The sequence below is a fragment of the Archangium sp. genome (assembly GCF_045802675.1).
In the GTDB taxonomy this organism is placed as follows: domain Bacteria; phylum Myxococcota; class Myxococcia; order Myxococcales; family Myxococcaceae; genus Archangium.
The window spans coordinates 1-18,913 of record NZ_JBJMQO010000148.1 but is presented as its reverse complement, the minus strand read 5'-3'; the positions used below and the strand labels follow the sequence as shown (position 1 = coordinate 18,913).

General features: G+C 71.0%; 20 protein-coding genes. 13 read left to right on the top strand and 7 right to left on the bottom strand.

The window, feature by feature from the left end:
- Positions 1 to 20 precede the first annotated feature (20 nt).
- The gene (locus tag ACJ8AN_RS40440; RefSeq protein ID WP_407760973.1) at positions 21 to 1,376 is read left to right on the top strand and encodes a hypothetical protein; all 1,356 of its coding nucleotides are present in this window, start codon (positions 21 to 23) and stop codon (positions 1,374 to 1,376) included.
- A 116-nt stretch (positions 1,377 to 1,492) separates the two neighbouring features.
- Positions 1,493 to 2,107: a glutathione S-transferase family protein gene (locus ACJ8AN_RS40435; RefSeq protein ID WP_407760972.1), complete on the top strand. Its 615-nt coding sequence runs from the start codon at positions 1,493 to 1,495 to the stop codon at positions 2,105 to 2,107.
- Between the two features lie 60 nt (positions 2,108 to 2,167).
- Here the strand turns inward: ACJ8AN_RS40435 and ACJ8AN_RS40430 are convergent, their stop codons facing one another.
- Positions 2,168 to 2,839, bottom strand: a complete 672-nt coding sequence (locus ACJ8AN_RS40430; RefSeq protein WP_407760971.1) for a hypothetical protein — start codon at positions 2,837 to 2,839, stop codon at positions 2,168 to 2,170.
- Between the two features lie 246 nt (positions 2,840 to 3,085).
- Between ACJ8AN_RS40430 and ACJ8AN_RS40425 the strand changes: the two genes are divergently transcribed.
- From ACJ8AN_RS40425 to ACJ8AN_RS40415, 3 genes are read left to right on the top strand one after another with little or no spacing between them, the layout of a single operon-like run.
- Entirely contained in the window at positions 3,086 to 4,372 is a 1,287-nt protein-coding gene (locus tag ACJ8AN_RS40425; RefSeq protein ID WP_407760970.1) for a LamB/YcsF family protein, read from the top strand.
- Positions 4,373 to 5,248: a biotin-dependent carboxyltransferase family protein gene (locus ACJ8AN_RS40420; RefSeq protein ID WP_407760969.1), complete on the top strand. Its 876-nt coding sequence runs from the start codon at positions 4,373 to 4,375 to the stop codon at positions 5,246 to 5,248.
- Between the two features lie 32 nt (positions 5,249 to 5,280).
- Positions 5,281 to 5,913, top strand: coding sequence for an SRPBCC family protein (locus ACJ8AN_RS40415; RefSeq protein ID WP_407760968.1), 633 nt, complete (start codon positions 5,281 to 5,283; stop codon positions 5,911 to 5,913).
- 126 nt (positions 5,914 to 6,039) lie between these two features.
- Here ACJ8AN_RS40415 and ACJ8AN_RS40410 read toward each other — a convergent pair whose 3' ends face one another.
- Positions 6,040 to 6,471, bottom strand: coding sequence for a hypothetical protein (locus tag ACJ8AN_RS40410; RefSeq protein WP_407760967.1), 432 nt, complete (start codon positions 6,469 to 6,471; stop codon positions 6,040 to 6,042).
- A gap of 127 nt (positions 6,472 to 6,598) precedes the next feature.
- Positions 6,599 to 7,228 (bottom strand): FMN-binding negative transcriptional regulator, encoded by a 630-nt coding sequence (locus ACJ8AN_RS40405; protein WP_407760966.1) that lies wholly within the window; start codon positions 7,226 to 7,228, stop codon positions 6,599 to 6,601.
- 61 nt (positions 7,229 to 7,289) lie between these two features.
- Between ACJ8AN_RS40405 and ACJ8AN_RS40400 the strand changes: the two genes are divergently transcribed.
- Complete coding sequence (locus ACJ8AN_RS40400) at positions 7,290 to 7,847, top strand: GNAT family N-acetyltransferase (RefSeq protein WP_407760965.1); 558 nt, start codon at positions 7,290 to 7,292, stop codon at positions 7,845 to 7,847.
- On the opposite strand, the gene ACJ8AN_RS40395 is transcribed toward ACJ8AN_RS40400, so the two are convergent.
- Positions 7,819 to 8,475, bottom strand: coding sequence for a hypothetical protein (locus ACJ8AN_RS40395; RefSeq protein WP_407760964.1), 657 nt, complete (start codon positions 8,473 to 8,475; stop codon positions 7,819 to 7,821). The genes ACJ8AN_RS40400 and ACJ8AN_RS40395 overlap by 29 nt on opposite strands.
- A gap of 153 nt (positions 8,476 to 8,628) precedes the next feature.
- On the bottom strand, positions 8,629 to 10,683 hold the full coding sequence (gene tkt / locus ACJ8AN_RS40390; RefSeq protein WP_407760963.1) for a transketolase: 2,055 nt from the start codon (positions 10,681 to 10,683) through the stop codon (positions 8,629 to 8,631).
- Positions 10,684 to 10,869: 186 nt separating this feature from the next.
- Here tkt and ACJ8AN_RS40385 point away from each other — a divergent pair, with 186 nt between their 5' ends.
- Entirely contained in the window at positions 10,870 to 11,484 is a 615-nt protein-coding gene (locus ACJ8AN_RS40385; protein ID WP_407760962.1) for a hypothetical protein, read from the top strand.
- Positions 11,485 to 11,579: 95 nt separating this feature from the next.
- Positions 11,580 to 12,095, top strand: a complete 516-nt coding sequence (locus ACJ8AN_RS40380; RefSeq protein ID WP_407760961.1) for a hypothetical protein — start codon at positions 11,580 to 11,582, stop codon at positions 12,093 to 12,095.
- Between the two features lie 6 nt (positions 12,096 to 12,101).
- Here ACJ8AN_RS40380 and ACJ8AN_RS40375 read toward each other — a convergent pair whose 3' ends face one another.
- Entirely contained in the window at positions 12,102 to 13,820 is a 1,719-nt protein-coding gene (locus ACJ8AN_RS40375; protein WP_407760960.1) for an MASE1 domain-containing protein, read from the bottom strand.
- Positions 13,821 to 13,931: 111 nt separating this feature from the next.
- Between ACJ8AN_RS40375 and ACJ8AN_RS40370 the strand changes: the two genes are divergently transcribed.
- The 5 genes from ACJ8AN_RS40370 (at position 13,932) to ACJ8AN_RS40350 (ending at position 18,117) form a co-directional block, all read left to right on the top strand.
- Positions 13,932 to 14,588: a hypothetical protein gene (locus ACJ8AN_RS40370; protein ID WP_407760959.1), complete on the top strand. Its 657-nt coding sequence runs from the start codon at positions 13,932 to 13,934 to the stop codon at positions 14,586 to 14,588.
- A gap of 14 nt (positions 14,589 to 14,602) precedes the next feature.
- On the top strand, positions 14,603 to 15,775 hold the full coding sequence (locus ACJ8AN_RS40365; RefSeq protein WP_407760958.1) for a serine hydrolase domain-containing protein: 1,173 nt from the start codon (positions 14,603 to 14,605) through the stop codon (positions 15,773 to 15,775).
- Entirely contained in the window at positions 15,772 to 16,086 is a 315-nt protein-coding gene (locus ACJ8AN_RS40360; RefSeq protein ID WP_407760957.1) for a hypothetical protein, read from the top strand. The genes ACJ8AN_RS40365 and ACJ8AN_RS40360 overlap by 4 nt, the downstream gene beginning before the upstream one ends.
- 316 nt (positions 16,087 to 16,402) lie before the next feature.
- Entirely contained in the window at positions 16,403 to 17,281 is an 879-nt protein-coding gene (locus ACJ8AN_RS40355; protein ID WP_407760956.1) for a hypothetical protein, read from the top strand.
- Positions 17,282 to 17,307: 26 nt separating this feature from the next.
- Positions 17,308 to 18,117 (top strand): hypothetical protein, encoded by an 810-nt coding sequence (locus ACJ8AN_RS40350; RefSeq protein ID WP_407760955.1) that lies wholly within the window; start codon positions 17,308 to 17,310, stop codon positions 18,115 to 18,117.
- Positions 18,118 to 18,129: 12 nt separating this feature from the next.
- Here ACJ8AN_RS40350 and ACJ8AN_RS40345 read toward each other — a convergent pair.
- Positions 18,130 to 18,913 (bottom strand): sigma 54-interacting transcriptional regulator (locus ACJ8AN_RS40345; RefSeq protein WP_407760954.1); only part of this gene is annotated, 784 nt, incomplete at its 5' end.

Sequence of the window (18,913 nt, the reverse complement as noted above, 5' to 3'; positions counted from 1 at the left end):
CGTGAGCCTCCGGAAGCCCCATGAGCACGTCGACGACAGAAGAGGGAAAGGTGGAGGGAGGCCGTCAGCGCTGGCCCCGGCGCCGGGTGTTGGGGTGGGCCCTCGGGCTGGTGCCCCTCGCGGCGGGTGGTGGATGGGCTGCCTACGAGTGGCTCGAGGAGCGCGCGAGGAAGCCGAAGTACGAGGTGGCCTGGAGCAATCCGCATTACGAAGCGGCGCTCTGGGCCTGTTACGCGGGCGACCCGAAGGCCGCGAGCCTGGTGGGGATTGTCTTCGATTGGCCCGAGCCCAATGCCCTGTGCCGGTTGCTGCGCGCGTGTCTGTTCATGGAAGCGGGCGAGTGGACGCAGGCGAGGACGAACCTCGCGTTCCCCGGCCTGCGGGACTCTCCCGAGGGACGGCTGCTGCTCGCGCTCGCCGAGCGCCGGCCCCGTGCCCCCGATTGGCGCCATGCTTTCTTCGAGGTCTGGCAGTCACTCGGAAAGCCAGACTTCCGCAACAGCACCCTGCTCCCTCCTCCCCTCGAGTCGAACCTCGTGATCGCCGACATCCGGGCCGCCATGAAGCCCCAGGCCGGGGAGCGGCGTTTCGCGATGGGGGTGCTGGACACGGATACACTGTCCTATCCCTACCAGGAGGGGGTGCTCGAAAACGTGCACGCCCGCACCTCCGTGCCGCTCCTCATGGCGCTGTACATGCAGCTGTTGGCCCTCCACGAGCTCCTGCCGTTGCGCAAGCAATTGCTGTCCCCGGTGGTGGAGCGGCTCGGGCAGCTCGCGGGGCCCGCTCCGACGCTCCAGCTCGGCCTCGTCTCCTTCCTGGCCGGCAGCGCGTTCACGGCTCCCTTCTCGCGCGGTGACCTGGAGGCGCTCGAGAAGCTCGTCGCGCTGCCCGAGTGGAAGCAGCCCTCGAGCGAGTCCTTCTTCCGGGAGATGCGCACGCTCCTGGACGGCTTGCTGCCCGCGCCAGGCCACCACGCCTGGGTCATGACTTCCCTCGCCCAGGGAGTCTTCCTCGGTTCGTGGCTGCTGCAGCGGGCCCGGGCCAGCAAGGCGCACCTGAACGAGGACGAGCAGCGGTGGCTCGGACGGCTGCTGTGGGACGCGGGGGCGCGCCTGCGCGAGCAGCGCTCGGACCGGGAGCTGGACATGGGATTGCGGCTCCAGAAGAACGGCGCGGAGCTGATGCAGCACCCCCAGGGTTGGGAACAGTCCATCGCCGCCTGGATGGAACTGGGGCGGTGGGAGGACGCGGTGAAGCAGGCGGCCTTGTACCGTTGGCCCCTGGCCTCGTTGCAGGAGGCGTGCTGCGAGCCCCGGGCCCGGGACGAGCTCGTCTGGATGAAGGCCTTCGCGGGCGCGAACGCGCTCCCCTGAAGGCCAGCAGCCAGGCTACTCGCCCGCCGTGCTTCCGGGTGGCGGGGTCCGAGGGCTCCTGGTAGGGAGCGCGCGCGGTCCGGCGTATCGTCCGCCCCCCTACCCCGAGGAACCCCATGAAGCTCTACGAGAACCCGCTCTCCAGTGCCGCTCTCAAGGTCCGCGCCGTCGTCAACGAGCTCGGCCTGCCCGTCACCCTCATCGCCGTCGACATGCGCAACGGCGAGCACAAGTCGCCCGAGTTCCTCGCCAGGAATCCCAACGGCAAGGTGCCCACGCTCGACGACGACGGCTTCTGTCTCTGGGAGTCCAACGCCATCCTCTGCTACCTGGCCGCCAAGAAGCCCGAGAGCGGGCTGCTGCCCGCGGACCCCAAGGGCATGGCGCTGGTGCAGCAGTGGCTGCAGTGGCAGGCCACCACCTTCGGCCCCTCCACCAGCGAGGTGATGATGGAGACCGTCTACGCGAAGCTGTTCGGCCGCACGAAGGACGAGGCGAAGTACGCCGCCGGCATGGAGAAGGTCCGCCGGGACCTCGGGGTGCTGGAGAAGACGCTCGCCGGCAAGGAGTTCCTCTGCGGCAGGCTGTCGCTCGCCGACTTCTCGCTCGTCTCGAGCCTGATGCTGCGCGGCCCCATGGGCGTGGACCTCGAGGCCTTCCCCAACGTGAAGGCCTGGGCCGCTCGCCTGGAAGCTCGCGAGAGCGTCCGCAAGGCGATGCCCCCGCTGTAGTCCTCACCCGGGGCGTGGGGTGGGGGCGGACGTCCCCACCCCGGCTTCACGGCTCACTTCCTAGTAGCGGCGGCGGTCGTCGCGGCGCTCGTGACGGTCCTCGCGGCGCTCCTGGTGGTCCTCGCGCAGCTCCTGCTTCGTCTGCTGCACCTCGGCGCGGGCCACCTGGACGAGCTGGGTGATGAGGTTGCGCTCGCGCTGCAGGTCCATCGGGTTGCGGCTGCCCATCACCCAGTTCAGCTCCCGGGCGATGGCCGCGCGCGTCTGCAGCGTGGCGGCCTCGACGCGCGCGTCGCGCACGTCATCGCGCCGGTCGCGGCGGTCGTCGCGCACGTCCTGGCGGTCCTTCATGTACGCCGCCGGCCGGCCCCAGCCGTCGCGGCGCGCCTCGCGCTGCTCCGAGCGCACCTCCCGGCCACTGCGGCGGGCCTCCTCGCGGGCCCTCTCGTACTCGGCGCGGCTCTCGTCGAACTCCCGCCGCATCAGCTCGCGCAGCCGGTTCTCCACCGCCGACATCGCGCGCTCGTCCTGCCGGTTCCACGCCTGGTCGAAGCGCGACAGCACATCCTCCAGGTCGGCCACGTCGCGCCGGTCGTCGCGGAGCGCCTGCTTGTCCTGGCGGAGCTCCTGCTTGTCCTGGCGGGCCTCGTTGCGGTTGCGCCACTGCTGGGCGTTGGCCGCCCCGGTGGAGAGAAGGACGGTGGCGATGAAGGCGGTGGAGAAGCGGTTCATGGTGTTCATCCTCGTGGGGGGTCGCGTCGTGCTCGCTAACACCGGTTGGGACGGGGGGTTTCGGAATTTATTCGAGCCGGGATGACCGGTGGGGCGCCCCCTACCCCGGGTGAAGCGCTTCACGCTCGGAGAACACCGTGGGCGTGCCGGGGTCCGCTGGGCCGCCTGCTCGTGGAGGATGCGGCGGGCCAGACCTTCTCGCTTTCCGAGGAAGGCGCAGCCGTTATATTGGGCGCGGGGGTAGCCATGGCGGAGTGTGTCCTCAACATCGACCTGGGCGAGCTGCCCGACGAGGACGAGCGGCTCTACGCGTACGCGCAGGTGGCGAACATCGCCTGCGGTGGGCACGCGGGAGACGCGCCCTCCATGCGCCGGGCGCTCGAGTCGTGCGCGCGCCATGGGACGCGGGCCGGAGCGCACCCCTCCTTCGAGGACCGGGAGAACTTCGGGCGCAAGGAGCTGCAGGTGGCCCCCGAGGTGCTGCGCGCGCAGGTGGCCGCCCAGTGCGCCCGGCTGATGGCGCTGGCCACCGAGGTGGGTGTGCCCGTGCGCTACGCCAAGCCGCATGGCGCGCTGTACCACGCGGCCAACCGGGACTCCGCGCTCGCCCGCGCCGTGGTGGACGGCGTCGTCGAGTCCCTGGGCCCGGGTGTCACCTTCCTCGGGCCGGGCACGGGCGCGCTGCATGACGCGGCGCGCGCGGCGGGGCTGGCCTATTCGCGCGAGGGCTTCGCGGACCGGGGCATGCGGCCAGACGGCTCGCTCATTCCGCGGGGGCAGCCGGGCGCGGTGCTGACGGACTCGAACGTGGCGCGGGAGAACGCGCTGCGGCTGGCCCTGGGCGGCACGGTGGACACGCTGTGCGTGCACGGGGACTCGCCGGGCGCGGTGGACATGGCGCGCGAGGTGCGCTCGGTGCTGGACGTGCTGTCGCTGCGCACCGAGCCCCTGGGAGATGGAGCGCTGAGGCTCGTGCTGCCCGAGCGCCTGGAGCGGCGCGGGGTGTTCGAGTCGCTGAAGGACTGGCCCGGCGTGGTGGACGTGGTGGTGGGCGAGGCGCACGCCTGCGTGTACTTCGACCCGGCGGCGCCTCCCGAGGACCCGAGGCGCTTGCTGGGCCGGCTCGTGGTGGCCCCGGTGCCGGTGGAGGAGCGGCCGCTCGTCACGGTGCGCGTGCGCTACGACGGGCCGGACCTGGAGGCGGTGGCCGAGCGGGTGGGGCTGTCGGTGGATGACGTGGTGCTGCTGCACGCCTCGCGCGAGTACACGGTGCGCACGGTGGGCTTCCTCCCCGGCTTCGCCTACCTGGGCGAGGTGGATGCGCGCATCGCCGTGCCCCGGCTGCCCACGCCGAGGCCGCGCGTGGCGGCGCTCTCGGTGGGGCTGGCCGGGCGCCGCACCGCCATCTACCCGTTGGCCTCGCCGGGCGGGTGGAACCTCATCGCCACCGCCGTGGACTTCACCGCCTTCCGTCCCGAGTCCGGCGCGCTGCTGGGGCTCGGGGACCGGGTGCGTTTCGAGCGGGTGGACTGAATGGACGCGAAGCTGGAGGTGCTCGGAGTCTCGGGGCCGGCGCTGGTGCAGGACGGGGGACGCCCGGGACGCATGCACCACGGGGTGCCGCCCGGCGGCGCGCTGGTGCCCGAGTGGCTCGCGGCGGCCAACCGCGCGGTGGGCAACGCGTGGAGCGCGGCGGCGCTCGAGTGCTACGGACGTCTGGAATTGGGGCTGCGCGGGCGGAGCGCGTGGGTGTCGGTGGACGGGCGGGCCTTCCGGGTGGAGGACGGAGCGTCCTTCTCCGTGCCCGCGCCGGAGCACGGCGTGGTGCGCTACGTGGCCGTGGCGGGCGGGCTCGACGTGCCCGAGGTGCTCGGAGGACGGGGCACGCTGCCGGTGGCGCGGCTCGGGGGATTCGAGGGACGGCCGCTCAAGCGCGGAGACCTGTTGCCGCTCGGGGCCGTGGCCGGGGCGCGCGTGGAGCCGGGCGAGGCGCTGTCGCTGGAGTCCGAGGTGCGCGTGGTGCTGGGCCCGGACCTGGGCCGCTTCGGCGCGGACGCGGTGGAGCTGTTGCTGGAGAGCACCTTCACGGTGTCCCCCACGAGCGACCGCGTGGGCCTGCGCCTGCGAGGGCCGAAGCTGCCCCAGGCCGACGAGGGCTCGGGCGTGTCCGGGCCGATGGTGCGCGGGGCCATCCAGGTGCCGTCCTCGGGCGAGGCCATCGTGCTCGGGCCGGACCATCCCACGCTCGGGGGCTACCCGTTGCTCGCGGTGGTCATCCACGCGGATTGGGGGAGCCTGTCCGCCCGCCGGCCGGGCGCGGCCGTGAGGTTCCGCGCGGTGGGGGTGGACGAGGCGCGGGAAATCTGGCGCCAGCACGTCTCGGCCTATAGTGCCGCCCCGAAGCCGTAACCCGATTACACCCGAAGACAGAGGGGTCATTCATGAAGCGTGTTCTGAAGCGCGTGGGCCTGGGGCTCGTGGCGCTGGGGGTGGTATTGGCCGCGGTGGGCATGTTCCTTCCGAGGCAGTGGCACGTGGAGCGCTCGGTGGGCATCAGCGCCGCGCCCGAGCACGTCTACCCGCTCGTGAACGAGCTCAAGGCCTGGCAGTCGTGGGCCGTGTGGACGAAGGCGATGGACCCCGAGGTGAAGCACGACTACAGCGCCACGACCGCGGGCGTGGGCGCGTGGTGGTCGTGGAACGGCCCGAAGATGGGGCACGGGAAGATGACCATCACCCGGAGCGACGTGGCCTCGGGCGTGTGGGTGGACGAGATGATTGAAACGGACGCGCAGGTCAATGCGCACGGCTCGCTCACGTGGACGCAGGAGGGCGGGGGGACGAAGGTGACGTGGATGGACGAGGGCACGCTGCCCCCGGTCATCGGCGGCTACCTCGTGGGGTTCATCAACAACATGCTCGGCGACAACTTCGAGCAGGGCCTCAAGAACCTGAAGGCCGAAGTGGAAAAGCGTCAGGCGGCGGAGCAGGAGGCGCGCGAGGCGGCGCAGAGGGCTCAGCCCGCCGCGCATCCGGTGCCCGCCGAGGCCACCGTGGCGCCCGCCGCTCCGTGAGAAACGACCGGCCCTTCAGTCAGGCCGGCGAAGGCATGCCCCTGGGCCCATGCGCTGCACCGTGGCCCTCTCCCCTCGCCCTGAGGACGAGGGGAGAGCACCTTCGGTCACTTCCCTGAAAAGGGCTCAGTGCCGGGGCTCGTCCGAGCGATCGCCACCGTTCATCGTGCCCTCGTTCGGCGTCGGCTGATGGGCGGGAGCGCCCGGGTTGAGCGGCTCATTGCCGGTCTCGCCCCCGAGGCTGTTGTCCCCGGCACTGTCGCTGGGGTCCATGGGCTCCTGGTCCATGCCGGTGCCGCCGGTGCCGGGCTGCTCATGGGTGTCGCCCTCGTGCACGCCGGGCTCCATCTCGCGCGTGCCCTCCGAGGGCGGCGGGTTGGTGCTCGGGGAAGAGTCCGGGTTGCCATAGCCGGTGCCGCCGGTGCCGGCGTCCGTGCCCATGGTCGTCGTATCCGTGCCGGTGCCCGTGTTGGTGTTGCCCTTGTCCGTCTTGCACGCGGTGCCGAACGCCACCGCTCCCGCGAGCAGACCCGTCAGCAGAAGCCTCGTCTTCGTCATGTGCCCTCCCTCCCTGTGTCCGTATCGCTGCGGCCGGGAAGCTGAGGCGTGCCCCCGGTCCGTGCAGCGAGAGCTCGCCAGGCAGGCCGCTGGACGGGAAGGCACGGGCGTGAGGAATCTCACGGTTCTACGGGCGCCGGGGCTCCCGCTCGCGCATGAGCGCCGCGAGGGCCCTGTCCTCCGGGGAGGGGCTGTCTTGCAGGGCCTGGATGACGCCGCGCCGGTCCTCCTCGGAGCGGTTCTGGCTCAGCTTGAACTTGCCCTCGATCCGGGTGAGGCGCAGCTCGAAGGCGACGATGCCCGCGAGGAGCCGGGCCACGTAGTCGGGGGCCTGCTCGGGGCTCCAGGGCGAGGCGGCGCCGGACTCGTACTTCGCCGAGGACTCGCGCAGGAGGCGCAGCACCTCGGAGGGCTCCTCGATGACGCGGGGCGTGCCGTAGGCGTGGACGGTGGCGTAGTTCCACGTGGGCACATGGGGCGCGGTGGCGTAATAGCGGGGCGACACGTAGGCGTGGGGCCCATGGAAGATGGCGAGCGCCTCGCGCGTCTCGAGGAACGAGCGCCACTGCGGATTGGCGCGAGCCATGTGGCCCACGAGCCGGTCTCCGTGGACGGGGTGGCGCTCGGCGAGCAGGGGCACGTGGGTGGCGAAGGGGATGCCGTCCCCGGCCGTGACGAGCGTGGCGAAGCCATGGTGCGCCATGAGCGCGAAGAGCTGCTCGGAGTCCTGCTCGTGGTAGTGGCGGGGGAGGTACATGGAGGACTCGTGCCCCAGCGGGCGAGCGCCGTCAACGGGGCTGGCGGTACAGTGCCGGGCCATGACGACTCCGCAGCCCCGACTGGTGCCGGCCCTGCCCGAGCACGTGGACGTGTGGATGGCGATGCGCGAGGAGCCCGTATCGCGCAGGCGGATGCCGTTGGAGCCGGCGACGCGCGAGTCCCTGCTCGAGCGCCTCCAGGAGGCGACGAGCGACCTGACGGACCCGAAGGCGACGAGCTTCCGGTGGATGGTGGAGCTGGAGGGGCGCATCATCGGCACGGTGTCGGCGAGGGAGCTGTCGCGCTTCCAGGGGCGCATAGAGATTGGCTACATGCTCTCGAGCGCGTACCACGGGCGGGGAATTGGAACGCGGGTGGTGGGGATGGTGCTCGAGCGGCTCTTCGAATGGCCCTTCCTGCACCGGGTGTGGCTCACCACGGCGGCGGACAACCTCGCATCGCAGGGCCTGGCGAGGAAGCTCGGCTTCACGCTGGAGGGCGTGATGCGTGAGCACTACCTCATCGACGGAAAGCGCAAGGACCAGCAGGTGTGGGGCCTGTTGCGCTCCGAGTGGGAAGCGCGGCGCGCTACTCCGCGGTCACGGACAGACCGATGAAGAGCACCTGCTGCTGTCCCCGGTCGTAGACGCGGACGGGAAACTGTTGTCCGAAGTCGAGGGCCTCGAGGAGGTCATTGGCATCGAGCTCGACGACACCGATGGGATCGTCGTTGAGGAGATCCTCGTCATAGAGCGTGACGCGGATGCGCAGGTCCGGCTCGAAGCGGACGTGCTGCCAGCCCGGAGCCCCGCGCCACAGGGGGCGGAAGGTGTCCTCGAGGTTCGTGGCCTTCGTGGCGAGCGGGAGGGGATGCCAGCTGCCATTGCTCCAGAGCTCGGCCTGTCCATACGGGTCGGGTGGACTGAAGCCTTTGTGCGTGAGCCCCGTGATGAAGGCAGCCGAGGCCGCGAAGGGATTCTCACTGGCGAGGGCCTCGTAGAGCTCGTCCATGTCCTGCCGGGACACGGTCCTGTCGCGGTCCCATTCCTTGCCATCCGAGCCCCACGGGCAGATGAGCGCCTCGGTGAGCTGGACGGTGACGAAGCCGGGCCGGGTGCGGAGCAGGTGCGTGTGGCCGTTGGGCGTGGAGCACGCCGAGAGCCCCACGCTCACGAGCACGAGGGACGTGACGCGCACGAGCGCCTGGAGACACGGCGCGGCTCGGGGAAGTGGCGGGAGTGTCATGGGGCCCCTCGGCTCGGGCAATGGCGGGAGTATGAGAGGAACTCGCCAGGGCCGCGGGCGGGGGCCGCGCGCAGTGTGTGTTGCGCGACGGAGCCGAGCCGGGTCTTCCCCCTCCGCCACTCGGGCGAACGGGGAAGACCTTCAGCTCGCTGACTACTTCTTCGCCTGCTGCATCACTTCACGGGCGACCTTCACCACGTTGTCCACCGTGAAGCCGAACTTCTGCTGCAGGGCCTTGAGCGGCGCGGAGGCGCCGAAGCTGCGCATGCCCACCACCGCGCCGCGCAGCCCCACCCACCGCTCCCAGCCGAACGTCGACGCCTTCTCCACCGCCACGCGCGCCCGCACCGACGAGGGCAGCACCTGCTCCCGGTACGCCTCGTCCTGCCGCTCGAACAGCTCCCACGAGGGCATGCTCACCACGCGCGCCTTCACGCCCTCGCCCTTGAGCTTCTCGTACGCCTCCAGGCACAGCGACACCTCGCTGCCCGAGCCCATCAGGATGACGTCCGGCGTGCCCTCGCTGTCCACCAGCACGTAGGCGCCCTTCGCCAGTCCCGAGGCCGGTGCGTACTTCGTCCGGTCCAGCGTCGGCACCGCCTGGCGCGTCAGCACCAGCACCACCGGATCGTGCTTCAGCGGGGCAATCACCCGCCACGCCTCGGTCACCTCGTTGGCGTCCGCCGGGCGCAGCACGATGAGGCCCGGAATCGCGCGCAGGCTCGGCAGGTGCTCCACCGGCTGGTGCGTGGGGCCGTCCTCGCCCACGCCGATGGAGTCGTGCGTGAAGATGTGGATGCTCGGCACCTCCATGATGGCGGAGAGCCGGATGGCCGGGCGCTCGTAGTCGCTGAAGATGAGGAAGGTGGCGCTGTAGGGCCGCACCTTGCACAGCGCCAGGCCGTTGATGATGGAGCCCATCGCGTGCTCGCGCACGCCGAAGTGGATGTTGCGCCCCGTCAGCTCTCCCGGCTTCATCGCCCCCGAGAAGCTCAGGTACGTCTTCGTCGACGGGTTCAGGTCCGCCGAGCCTCCCACCAGCCAGGGGTAGTTCTTCGCCAGCGCGTTGAGCACCTTGCCGCTCGAGTCGCGCGTGGCCAGGCCCTTGGCGTCCGCGGGGAACGTGGGCAGCTCCTTGTCCCAGCCCTCGGGCAGCTCGCGCCGCTGCATCCGCTGCAGGTGCTCCGCCAGCTCCGGGTGCTTCTTCTGGTACTCGGCGAAGCGCGCCTCCCACTCGGCGCGCAGCGTCTGGCCGCGCTTCACCACGCCCTGGGCGAAGCGCTCGCGCACCCCGTCCGGCACGAGGAACTTCGCGTCCTCGGGCCAGCCGTACTTGCGCTTGGCGCCCTTGAGCTCCTCCTCGCCCAGCGCCTCGCCGTGGGCGGCCGCGGTGCCCTGCTTCTTGGGCGCGCCGTAGCCAATCTGGCTGCGCACGATGATGAGCGTGGGCAGGCCCCGGTCCTGCTTGAAGGTGCGGAAGGCCTGCGAGAGCGCGTCCAAATCATTCGCGTCCGCCACGTGCAGCACGCGCCAGCCGTAGGCCTCGAAGCGCTTGCCCACGTCCTCGGTGAAGGCCAGCTCCGTGCTGCCGTCGATGCTGATGTGATTGCTGTCGTACACCCAGCACAGGTTGGGCAGCTTGAGGTGCCCGGCGAGCGAGGCGGCCTCGCTGGACACGCCCTCCATCAGGTCGCCGTCACCGCAGATGGCCCACACGTCGTAGTCGAACAGCTCGAAGCCGGGGCGGTTGAAGTACCCGGCCATCCAGCGGCTCGCGATGGCCATGCCCACCGAGTTGGACACGCCCTGGCCCAGCGGGCCGGTGGTCGTCTCCACGCCGCTCGTCCAGCGGTACTCGGGGTGGCCGGGGGTGGAGCTGTCCAGCTGGCGGAACTTCTTGATGTCCTCCAGCGACACCGCCACCCCGTCCTCGACGGAGTAGGTCGAGGTGACGCGGCGCACGCCCGTGAGGTGCAGCAGCGAGTAGAGCAGCATGGAGGCGTGCCCGTTGGAGAGCACGAAGCGGTCGCGGTTGGGCCAGACGGGGTTCGTCGGGTCGTAGCGCAGCTCCTGCTGCCAGAGCTGGTAGGCCACCGGCGCCAGGGCCATGGGCGCGCCGGGGTGGCCCGAGTGGGCCTGTTCCACCGCGTCCATGGCGAGGGTGCGGATGGTATTGATGCAAAGCCAATCGGTCTTATCGTGGGTCATGTCTGGGACTCCTCGTGGCCGCGGACGGCGCACCATGCCCCAAGCGGGGGAAGAGCGCCGCAGCATTCGGCGGGGGATGCGTGGCGGTGGACGGTGGACAGGGGGGACACGGGGCGTGGCCGGGTCGACAGAGCGAGGGCCGGTGGGACTGGCGGTAGAGGCCACTGAGTGGCATATGGTGCGCGCATGTCGATCGAGAAACCGTTGCGGGAGATGGTGCAGGCGGAGCTTCGGGGCCGGTTGGGGCCCATGCACAAGGCCATCGCTCGAATGGATGAGCGGTTGGACGTCATCGAGGAGCTGACCGGCATCGTCCACGGGTTGGCGCCACTGGCCACGCGGATGCAGTCGCTGCAGCTGGCCCTGCCGGGGCTGAGCGTGCCGGGCGGGGCGCGGGGCCGGGGTGGGGCGGTGCCTCCGGCGGCCCCCCGGGGCAGGCCCGTGGCGAGCGCGGACGTGGTGCCGGCGCCCCGGGGCCGTCCGGGACGTCCTCCCCTGGCGCGCTCGGACGAGGAGGCGCGCTGTGCCGTCATCGGCTGCAAGCGGCCGTCGCGCTCCAAGGGCTATTGCTCCGCGCACTACCAGAAGCTGCGGTTGCTGGTGAAGACGGGCCGCCGCCCGCAGGAGTGGGTGGATGGCGCCAGGCCCCAGTCCGTGCAGGAAGTGGTGTTGCCGCGCGGACGTGCCGCCTCCAAGGCGCTCGAGGAGGCCACGCCGCGCCGGCCCGAGCCGCAGGTGCCGCCCAAGCCCAAGGCCTGGGTGCGCAAGAAGGGCGGCAAGGAGCGGATTGAACTGCGCTGAAGCCGACGCCTGCCTGCCTCTCGGCCGGGTTGGCCGCTGCACCTCTACCCCGAGGAGTCGTTGACAGGCCCGCCGTGGAGTGATTTCCGGCGGGCATGAGCGATCAGGGTTTTCCGGTGACGGTGGCAGTGCGGCGCCCCGACGGGCGCGTGGAGCAGGTGCGGGTGGGAACGGCGTTCCGCAACGGGGACGGTTTCTCGCTGAAGCTGGGCGAGCTGAGCATCGGCTCGGCGCCCGACGCGGCGGCGCCGGCTCCGAGGCGCGCGTCCTCCTCCTCGTACGGCGGCGGCGGCGGTGGTGGCGGTGGCGGTGGCGAGATTTCGGTCTTCCCCAACTACGGGCGCAGCAAGGGGGGCCCCATCCAGGGCGCCACCATGCAGGACCTCGAGTACTACGCCAACGGCGCGCGCCGCTCGCTGGCGGACCCGAGCAAGTCGCGCTGGCACGACCGCGAGAAGCAGCTGCTGGCCTCCATCGAGGCGGAGATTGCCCGGCAGCAGGGCGGTGGCGGCGGCGGCGGTGGGGGCGACGAGCCGCCTCCGCACGGCGACGACGACTTCGGCGGCGGTGGCGGCGGCGGTGGCAACGACGACGACTCCATCCCGTTCTGAGGCCGCTCAGGCCGCCGAGGGGACGCGGGACGCTCCGGCCAGGGGCAGCAGGACGATGAAGGCCGTGCCCTGGCCCGGGGTGGTGCGCACCTGCACCTGGCCGTGGTGCGCCTCGATGATGCGGCGCACGATGGCGAGCCCCAGGCCGGTGCCCGCGGCCTTGGTGGTGTAGAAGGGCTCGAACATCCGCTCCATGACGTCCGGGGGGATGCCGGGGCCCGAGTCGGTGATGGTGAGGTGGGCCTGGGGCGTGCCCTCGAGCGGCTCGCCGCGGCCCAGCTCCACCCGGAGCGTGCCGCCGCGGGGCATGGCCTGCAGCGCGTTGATGAAGAGGTTGCTGAGCGCCAGGTGCAGCAGCTGCGCGTCCACCGGGGCCTCGGGCAGCTGCGCGTCCAGCACCCGCGTCACCTGGACGCGCCCGGCGCCCGGCTCCGAGCGCAGCGAGGCCTCCAGTGCCCCCTCCACCACCCCGCCGAGCGACTGGGTGAAGAGGTGGGGCTCGATGGGGCGGGCGAAGTCCAGCAGCCCGTTGACGAGGTGGTCCAACCGGGCGACCTCCTCGCCCATGACGCACAGCAGCTGCCAGGCGGGGCCCTCGTGCAGCTCGGGAGGCGCCAGGCGCGAGAGGGCGGCCACCGAGTTGGCGATGACGCCCAGGGGGTTGCGCACCTCGTGGGCGATGCTGGCGGACAGCTCGCCGAGCGCGGCCAGGCGCTCGCGGCGCACCAGCTCGTGCTGGGCGGCGGCGAGCTCCTCGAGGGACTGGCGCAGCTCGCGGTTGAGGTGGGTGGCCTTCTCCTGCGCGAGCCGGCGCTCGCCCAGGGCGGAGGCCAGCAGCAGCCCCGAGACGGCCACCGCGGCGAGGAAGGACTGGAGGAAGACGAGGTTGGCGGTGGGGGCGCTGGCGCCCTCGGGCCCCAGGACGAAGGGGCCGCTGCCCGCCAGCGTGTGCGAGAGGGCCACCAGCGACAGCACGAGCATGGCCGCCGCGGTGCCCCGGGCCTCGAAGCGCAGCGCCGCCCAGAGGATGAAGGGGAAGGCCACGGAGCTGGCCGGGTGGAAGACGCTGATGGCGTCCGGCCCCAGGTGGAAGACGAGGTGCACGGTGGCCAGCAGCGTCCCCAGCAGGGCCACGAGCTCCAGCCGGCGCGCGCGGCTCCAGCCCTCGAGCCCGCGGATGCTCCAGGAGAGCACCAGGGGCGCCACCAGCAGGATGCCCATGGCATCGCCCACCCAGAAGACGCGCAGCTCCCTGCCGAAGTCCGCCCAGGGCAGCTGCCCCCGGAGGGCGTGCAGGGTGACGTTGGGGGCGGCGCTGAGCAGGGGGCTGAGCAGGACGCAGAAGCCCAGCAGCGACAGCACGTCGCGCACCCGCTCCAGCGAGTGGCGGAAGCCGGCGTAGCGGCGCAGCACGAAGGCCCCGGCGAGCCCTTCCAGCGTGTTGCCGGTGGAGTAGACGAAGGAGGCGAGGTGCGGCCAGTGTCCCGGCGTGTAGGCGAAGGGCTCCAGGAGGATGGCCACCCCGAGCAGGAAGGGCCAGTGGCGCGAGCGCGACAGCAGCAGCCCGGCGAGCAGCACGCCGCTGGAGGGCCACATGGGGGAGATGTGCTCGCCCGGGGGCATGAGCCGCAGGCCCAGCGAGGCGCACCCGCAGTAGACGAGCGCGAACAAGGCCAGCCGTCCCAGCGGTGGCCAGCGTTGGAGGATGTGCTTCGGTTCAGGCACGCGCGGGGGGGCTCGAGGCTGGGAGGGAAGGCTGGCACGAAGCGAGGAGTCGCGCCAAGTCCACCGGGCGTGCGGCGCGCACGGGGCGTGTCGATGATATGACAGCGCGCCATGTCTCTCTTGCGTGCGGATGCGCGGTGGGCCCCGGGTACTGGAGCGGCCCTGGCCCTGGCTCTCGTCCTGATGGTGGTGCCGGCGGCGGCGCGTGCGGCGCCCGGGTCCGCGAGGCTGCTGCCCGAGCAGCCCGCCGCGGGGATGCTGACGGAGAACCCGATGCGGTGGATGGCGCTGGAGCTGGCGACGGGGGCGGGCGCGGCGGTGGTGGCGGTGCCGGCGACGCTGGCGCTGAGCGCGTGGGTGGGCTCGCTGTCGAGCAACCTGGTGCTGGCGGCGGCTCCGGCGATGGTGCTGCTGCTGGCGCTGCCGCCGCTGGCGGTGGCGGGGGCGCAGTGGCTGGTGGGCAATGCGTTGCACCCGGGGAGCGCGCGCTTCCAACCGGCGGTGTGGGTGGCGCTCGGGGTGCACGTGCTGGCGGTGACGGGGGCGGTGCTGCTCGGCGCCACGGTGGACAGGCTGGGCGACGCGGCGCTCTTCACGCTGGTGGAGGCGCTGGTGCTGCCCACGGCGGTGACGCTGACGATGCGCGCGACGGCGCCGGTGCCCCCGCCCACCCTGTCGCGAGTCCCCGAGCGTCCGCGCTCGCTGGTTGAAGCCGAGGCCACCGCGTCGCGGGCGCTGGTGGTGCCCGTGCTGCGCTACACCTTCTGAGGAACCGGGCTGCCATGAGTCGAATGCACACGAAGCTCACCCTGCCGGCGCTGGTGGCCGTGGCGCTCTGTGGCGCGCCGCTGGCCCAGGCCGCCGAGTGTCCCACCCGTCCCACCTGGCCCACCACCGAGGACTGGCCCGACAGCCGGGCGGAGGTGGCGGCGGCGAGGCCCGCTCAAATCCAGGCCCTGGAGGACTATGCCTTCACGCTCGTGGGCAAGGACGAGGAGCGCAAGGGCATCCGCACGGACGGGGTGGTGCTCATCCACAAGGGCCGGCTGGTGTACGAGCGCTACGCGCGCGGCTTCGACGCGAGCAAGCGGCACCTGTCCTGGTCGATGTCGAAGAGCTTCACCAGCGCGCTCACGGGCATCGCGGTGAAGAAGGGCGCGGTGAAGCTGGACGAGTCCATCTGCACGTACGTGAAGGCGAGCCGGAAGGAGAGCTGCGCCATCACGGTGCGCAACCTGCTGGAGTTCGCCTCGGGGCTGGACTGGCGGGAGGACTACGAGAACGGCGGCACGTACCAGACGTCCTCGGTGCTGGCGATGCTGTACGGCGAGGGCCGCAAGGACATGGTGTCCTTCATCACCGCGCACGAGCTGAGTGACAAGCCGGGCACGGCGTGGAGGTACTCGTCCGGGGACGCGACGCTGCTGGCCGGAGTGCTGGACGGAGCGCTGAAGCCCACGGAGGGGCGGGACTGGCCCTTCACGCTGTTGCTGGACGTGCTGGGGATGAAGAGCGCCACGTGGGAGCGGGACGGCAAGGGCGTGGTGGTGGGCTCCTCGTATCTGCACGCCACGCCGCGCGACCTGGCGAAGTTCGGCTTCTTCTATCTCAACGACGGGTGCTGGGCGGGCCAGCGCGTGTTGCCCGAGGGCTGGGTGGCGGACTCCACGCAGGTGTCCGGGCCCATCCAGCTGAAGTCCTACGAGCGCGGCCCCGGGGACGTGCAGGGCTGGCAGTGGTGGCTCAATCGCCGCATCCCCGGCGTGCAGGACGAGCTGCCCTGGCCGCACGTGCCCGACGATGCCTACGCGGCGGAGGGACACTGGGGGCAGTCCATTTCCGTGATTCCCTCGAAGGACCTGGTGGTGGTGCGCATGGGGGATGACCGGGATGGCTCCTTCTCGCTGGATACGTTGCTGAAGCTGTCCCTCGCGGTGGTGGAGGACCTGCCATGAGCCCGAGCCGTGCCCTGGCTGTGCTCGCGAGCGCCGCCGTCCTGTCGTGCGGACGGAGCGACACGGTGCAGCGCCCGTATGACAACAATGACTTGCAGCTCGTCACCGCGTACACGGCGAAGGACTTCTGCTCCTGCGTCTTCGTGATGCAGATGAGCGAGGACTACTGCCGGCGCTGGACGGCGGCGAGCCCCGCGGTGGCCACGCTGAAGGTGGATTACAAGGAGCACTCGGTGCAGACGGCCGCGGCGCTGCTGTGGGGCGAGAAGGCCCGCTTCGTCAGCGATCGCGAGGGCTGCATCCTCGAGTAGCCGCCCCTGCCTGCGGGCGGGAAGTCTCGCACGACCTGACCTCGGGGAGCCTCGTCTTCCCGAGGCTCCCGTCCTCTACTGCTCCCCGGCCTCGCGCCTGTCTGGGTGAGCGGAGCGGGAGGTGCAAGTGAGTACGGGTATCGGGTGTCCGTCCACGTCTCGGGTCGCGCGGTATTGGGTGGGGTTGCTTCTCCTGGGAGTGCTTGCTGGCTGTGCCACGGCCTCTGGAGGGAATGTGCCCCCTGATTGGAGCAGCACGGGGCCACGATTCGGACCGGCGGCTGTTTCCACTCCACCGCCGCGACTCCTGCTGGCCATGAGCGATGGTCCCGCGGCACCGGGCGGCGAGCCCACGGGTCCGGTGGTACGGGGCTACTCCGTTCCCGGCCGGAATCCAGATTCGCAGGCGTCCTACAAGTTCTTCCTCGGCAACGCCGCGCACCGGCTGATCACCTTTATGTACGGCGTGAACTACCCAGAGAGCGAGGCCTACTACAACACCGTGACCCTCAGAATCATCCTCGAAAGGGCGAGGCTCGGAGATGCGTCCCGTTTGCGGCCGGATGAGCGAGATCTACGCCCGGACATCACGGATGCCACCAGAAGGAGCCTTTTCGAGATCAAACCCTGGCATGACCGGGGGCTCCAGGAGGGCCGCCAGGAGGTTCGGACCTACCTGGAGGCCTTGAACCGTGGCGTTCTGGTCGGCAGGCCCTTCGTAGGTGGTACGGATTTCCACGGCGAGATCCTGATCCGTTTTGCTGGGGGGCAATACATCTGGCGCCTGGAGTGGCGGACCACCGAGCCAGGCGTGGCCCAGTACCGATGGACTCGCAGCCAACAGCGCTTCGAGTCCGAGGCAGCGGCATATGAATCCGGGCAGTGGGTGGTGCTCACCGAGCAGGAGATGCGTCAGTACGGTGGGTGGGTGGGACAGGCCGTGGAAGGCATGGTCAGCCGACGCGAACGACTCGCCACCTTCAGCGGGGTGGTTGGCATCGTGATTGACAGGGTTGGCGAGGTCACGACGGCAGTCTTCTCGACGGTGTTGTTGAATCAGCTGGGCTCTGGCACGAGCGCCCAGCAGCCCCCCGCGCAAGGAGGTGGGCAGGTCATCCCCTTTCCAACCCGGCCACTTCCCGCCGCGTCCCCGGCGCAACTGCCGGCCGCTGGGGGGATGTCCCTTCCTCGCTGAGAAGCCGATTTGATAGGACGCGCACCATGGCGCCCGGACAGTCTTCTTCGCTGCAACTGCCGTCCTTCCTCCTTGGCACCTTCCCCGCAGTCCAACAGAAGGTGCGAAAGGAGGGCCTGCGGTGTGGCGAGCAGTACCGGAAGGACGCCACCTTTCCCAACCCCCGCCAGATGCTGGAGGTCCCCGCTGGGGAAGTGGTGCTGACACACGAAATCACCGACTTCCAACGGGAGCGCCCGGCCTGGCGCTTGTACCTGGCGTCCAATCTCATGGGCCATTTGTCCGAAACCCCGTCCGGTGAATGGCAGAACCCATTCCCCGTGAGGGATGCCTATGAAGCGTTCTTCCGCCAGACGGCCTGGGGAGCGTTGTTCTTCGTGACCGCGAATGATGCACCCAGGAGCGCGGAGCGCACGGCGCTGCGCCTCCAGGCGCTGCTGCGCTTCTGGGAACCCCTCCAGCCCGCACGCTATCTCTTCAAGACCCTCGGTGCCGCGCACACCTTGGAGGAACTGATGGTGGCCTCCTGCAACTGGGCCATGGATGCGTGGTGTCCCGAGGGCGGCTCCTCTGTTCGCGCGCGTCTGGAGACGGCGGCCGAGCGGATGGCTCGGGCGACCCGGGAGGACTGCCTCGAGGCCATCCTGCGGCAGATGCCTCGGGCCCTCACGTCCGCGCGGGACCTGAAACACCGTGACGAGGTGGCCGACCCCGCCTTCCAGCGTCAGCGTCTCGCCGCGCTCGATTCACTCGCCTTCGAGCGGGTGTCCGGTGCGTGCACGGCGGATTTGATCGGAAAGTTGTACGACTGGGACTACGAGCTCGGGACGCACTGAGCGCCCCCGCCCTCAGGGCTCCTTGCCGTGCAGCCCGTGCCGCCGCACCCGGCGCCCGAGCGTCACTGGATCCATCTCCAGGGCCGCGGCCGCCCGGCGCACCACGCCCCCGTGGCGCTCGAGCGCCTCGCGGATGATCTCCTTCTCCATCTGCTCCAGCCTGTCCCGCAGCGAGCCCGAGCCCGAGCCCGAGACTGGCACCCGCACCGGCTGCCGTGCGATATCCGCGCTCCCCACCAGCGCCGGAGGCAGGTGGCGCCGCGTCACCAGCTCCTCGTCGCCCGACAGCAGCACCGCGCGCTCGATGCAGTTGCGCAGCTCGCGCACGTTCCCCGGCCACCTCGCCGACAGCAATATCTGCTCGGCCTCCGCCGTCAGCCCGCTCGCCGAGCGCCTCAACGTGCGGTTGAAGTGCGCGAGGAAATAGCGCGCCAGGTCCAGCACGTCCTCGGGGCGCTCGCGCAGCGGCGGCAGGTCGATGGTGAAGCTGTTGAGCCGGTAGAACAAGTCACTGCGGAAGCGCCCGGCACGCACCTCCTCGGCCAGGTCCCGGTTGCTCGCGGCGATGATGCGCACGTCCACCCGGCGGATGTGCGTGCCTCCCACCGGCCGCACGTCCCCGCTCTCCAGCACGCGCAGCAGCTTGGACTGGAGGTTGGGCGTGGTGTTCTCAATCTCGTCCAGGAAGATGGTGCCGCCATCGGCGAGCACGAAGAGTCCCGGGTGGTCCGCCACCGCGCCGGTGAAGGCGCCCTTCACGTGGCCGAACAGCTCGCTCTCCAGCAGCGTCTCGGTG

Excerpts from the sequence above, each read along its gene's own strand:
- ACJ8AN_RS40440 (WP_407760973.1), top strand. The coding sequence starts at position 21 with ATGAGCACGTCGACGACAGAAGAGGGAAAGGTGGAGGGAGGCCGTCAG.
- ACJ8AN_RS40435 (WP_407760972.1), top strand. The coding sequence starts at position 1,493 with ATGAAGCTCTACGAGAACCCGCTCTCCAGTGCCGCTCTCAAGGTCCGC.
- ACJ8AN_RS40430 (WP_407760971.1), bottom strand. The coding sequence starts at position 2,839 with ATGAACCGCTTCTCCACCGCCTTCATCGCCACCGTCCTTCTCTCCACC.
- ACJ8AN_RS40425 (WP_407760970.1), top strand. The coding sequence starts at position 3,086 with ATGGCGGAGTGTGTCCTCAACATCGACCTGGGCGAGCTGCCCGACGAG.
- ACJ8AN_RS40420 (WP_407760969.1), top strand. The coding sequence starts at position 4,373 with ATGGACGCGAAGCTGGAGGTGCTCGGAGTCTCGGGGCCGGCGCTGGTG.
- ACJ8AN_RS40415 (WP_407760968.1), top strand. The coding sequence starts at position 5,281 with ATGAAGCGTGTTCTGAAGCGCGTGGGCCTGGGGCTCGTGGCGCTGGGG.
- ACJ8AN_RS40410 (WP_407760967.1), bottom strand. The coding sequence starts at position 6,471 with ATGACGAAGACGAGGCTTCTGCTGACGGGTCTGCTCGCGGGAGCGGTG.
- ACJ8AN_RS40405 (WP_407760966.1), bottom strand. The coding sequence starts at position 7,228 with ATGTACCTCCCCCGCCACTACCACGAGCAGGACTCCGAGCAGCTCTTC.
- ACJ8AN_RS40400 (WP_407760965.1), top strand. The coding sequence starts at position 7,290 with ATGACGACTCCGCAGCCCCGACTGGTGCCGGCCCTGCCCGAGCACGTG.
- ACJ8AN_RS40395 (WP_407760964.1), bottom strand. The coding sequence starts at position 8,475 with ATGACACTCCCGCCACTTCCCCGAGCCGCGCCGTGTCTCCAGGCGCTC.
- tkt (WP_407760963.1), bottom strand. The coding sequence starts at position 10,683 with ATGACCCACGATAAGACCGATTGGCTTTGCATCAATACCATCCGCACC.
- ACJ8AN_RS40385 (WP_407760962.1), top strand. The coding sequence starts at position 10,870 with ATGTCGATCGAGAAACCGTTGCGGGAGATGGTGCAGGCGGAGCTTCGG.
- ACJ8AN_RS40380 (WP_407760961.1), top strand. The coding sequence starts at position 11,580 with ATGAGCGATCAGGGTTTTCCGGTGACGGTGGCAGTGCGGCGCCCCGAC.
- ACJ8AN_RS40370 (WP_407760959.1), top strand. The coding sequence starts at position 13,932 with ATGTCTCTCTTGCGTGCGGATGCGCGGTGGGCCCCGGGTACTGGAGCG.
- ACJ8AN_RS40365 (WP_407760958.1), top strand. The coding sequence starts at position 14,603 with ATGAGTCGAATGCACACGAAGCTCACCCTGCCGGCGCTGGTGGCCGTG.
- ACJ8AN_RS40360 (WP_407760957.1), top strand. The coding sequence starts at position 15,772 with ATGAGCCCGAGCCGTGCCCTGGCTGTGCTCGCGAGCGCCGCCGTCCTG.
- ACJ8AN_RS40355 (WP_407760956.1), top strand. The coding sequence starts at position 16,403 with ATGAGCGATGGTCCCGCGGCACCGGGCGGCGAGCCCACGGGTCCGGTG.
- ACJ8AN_RS40350 (WP_407760955.1), top strand. The coding sequence starts at position 17,308 with ATGGCGCCCGGACAGTCTTCTTCGCTGCAACTGCCGTCCTTCCTCCTT.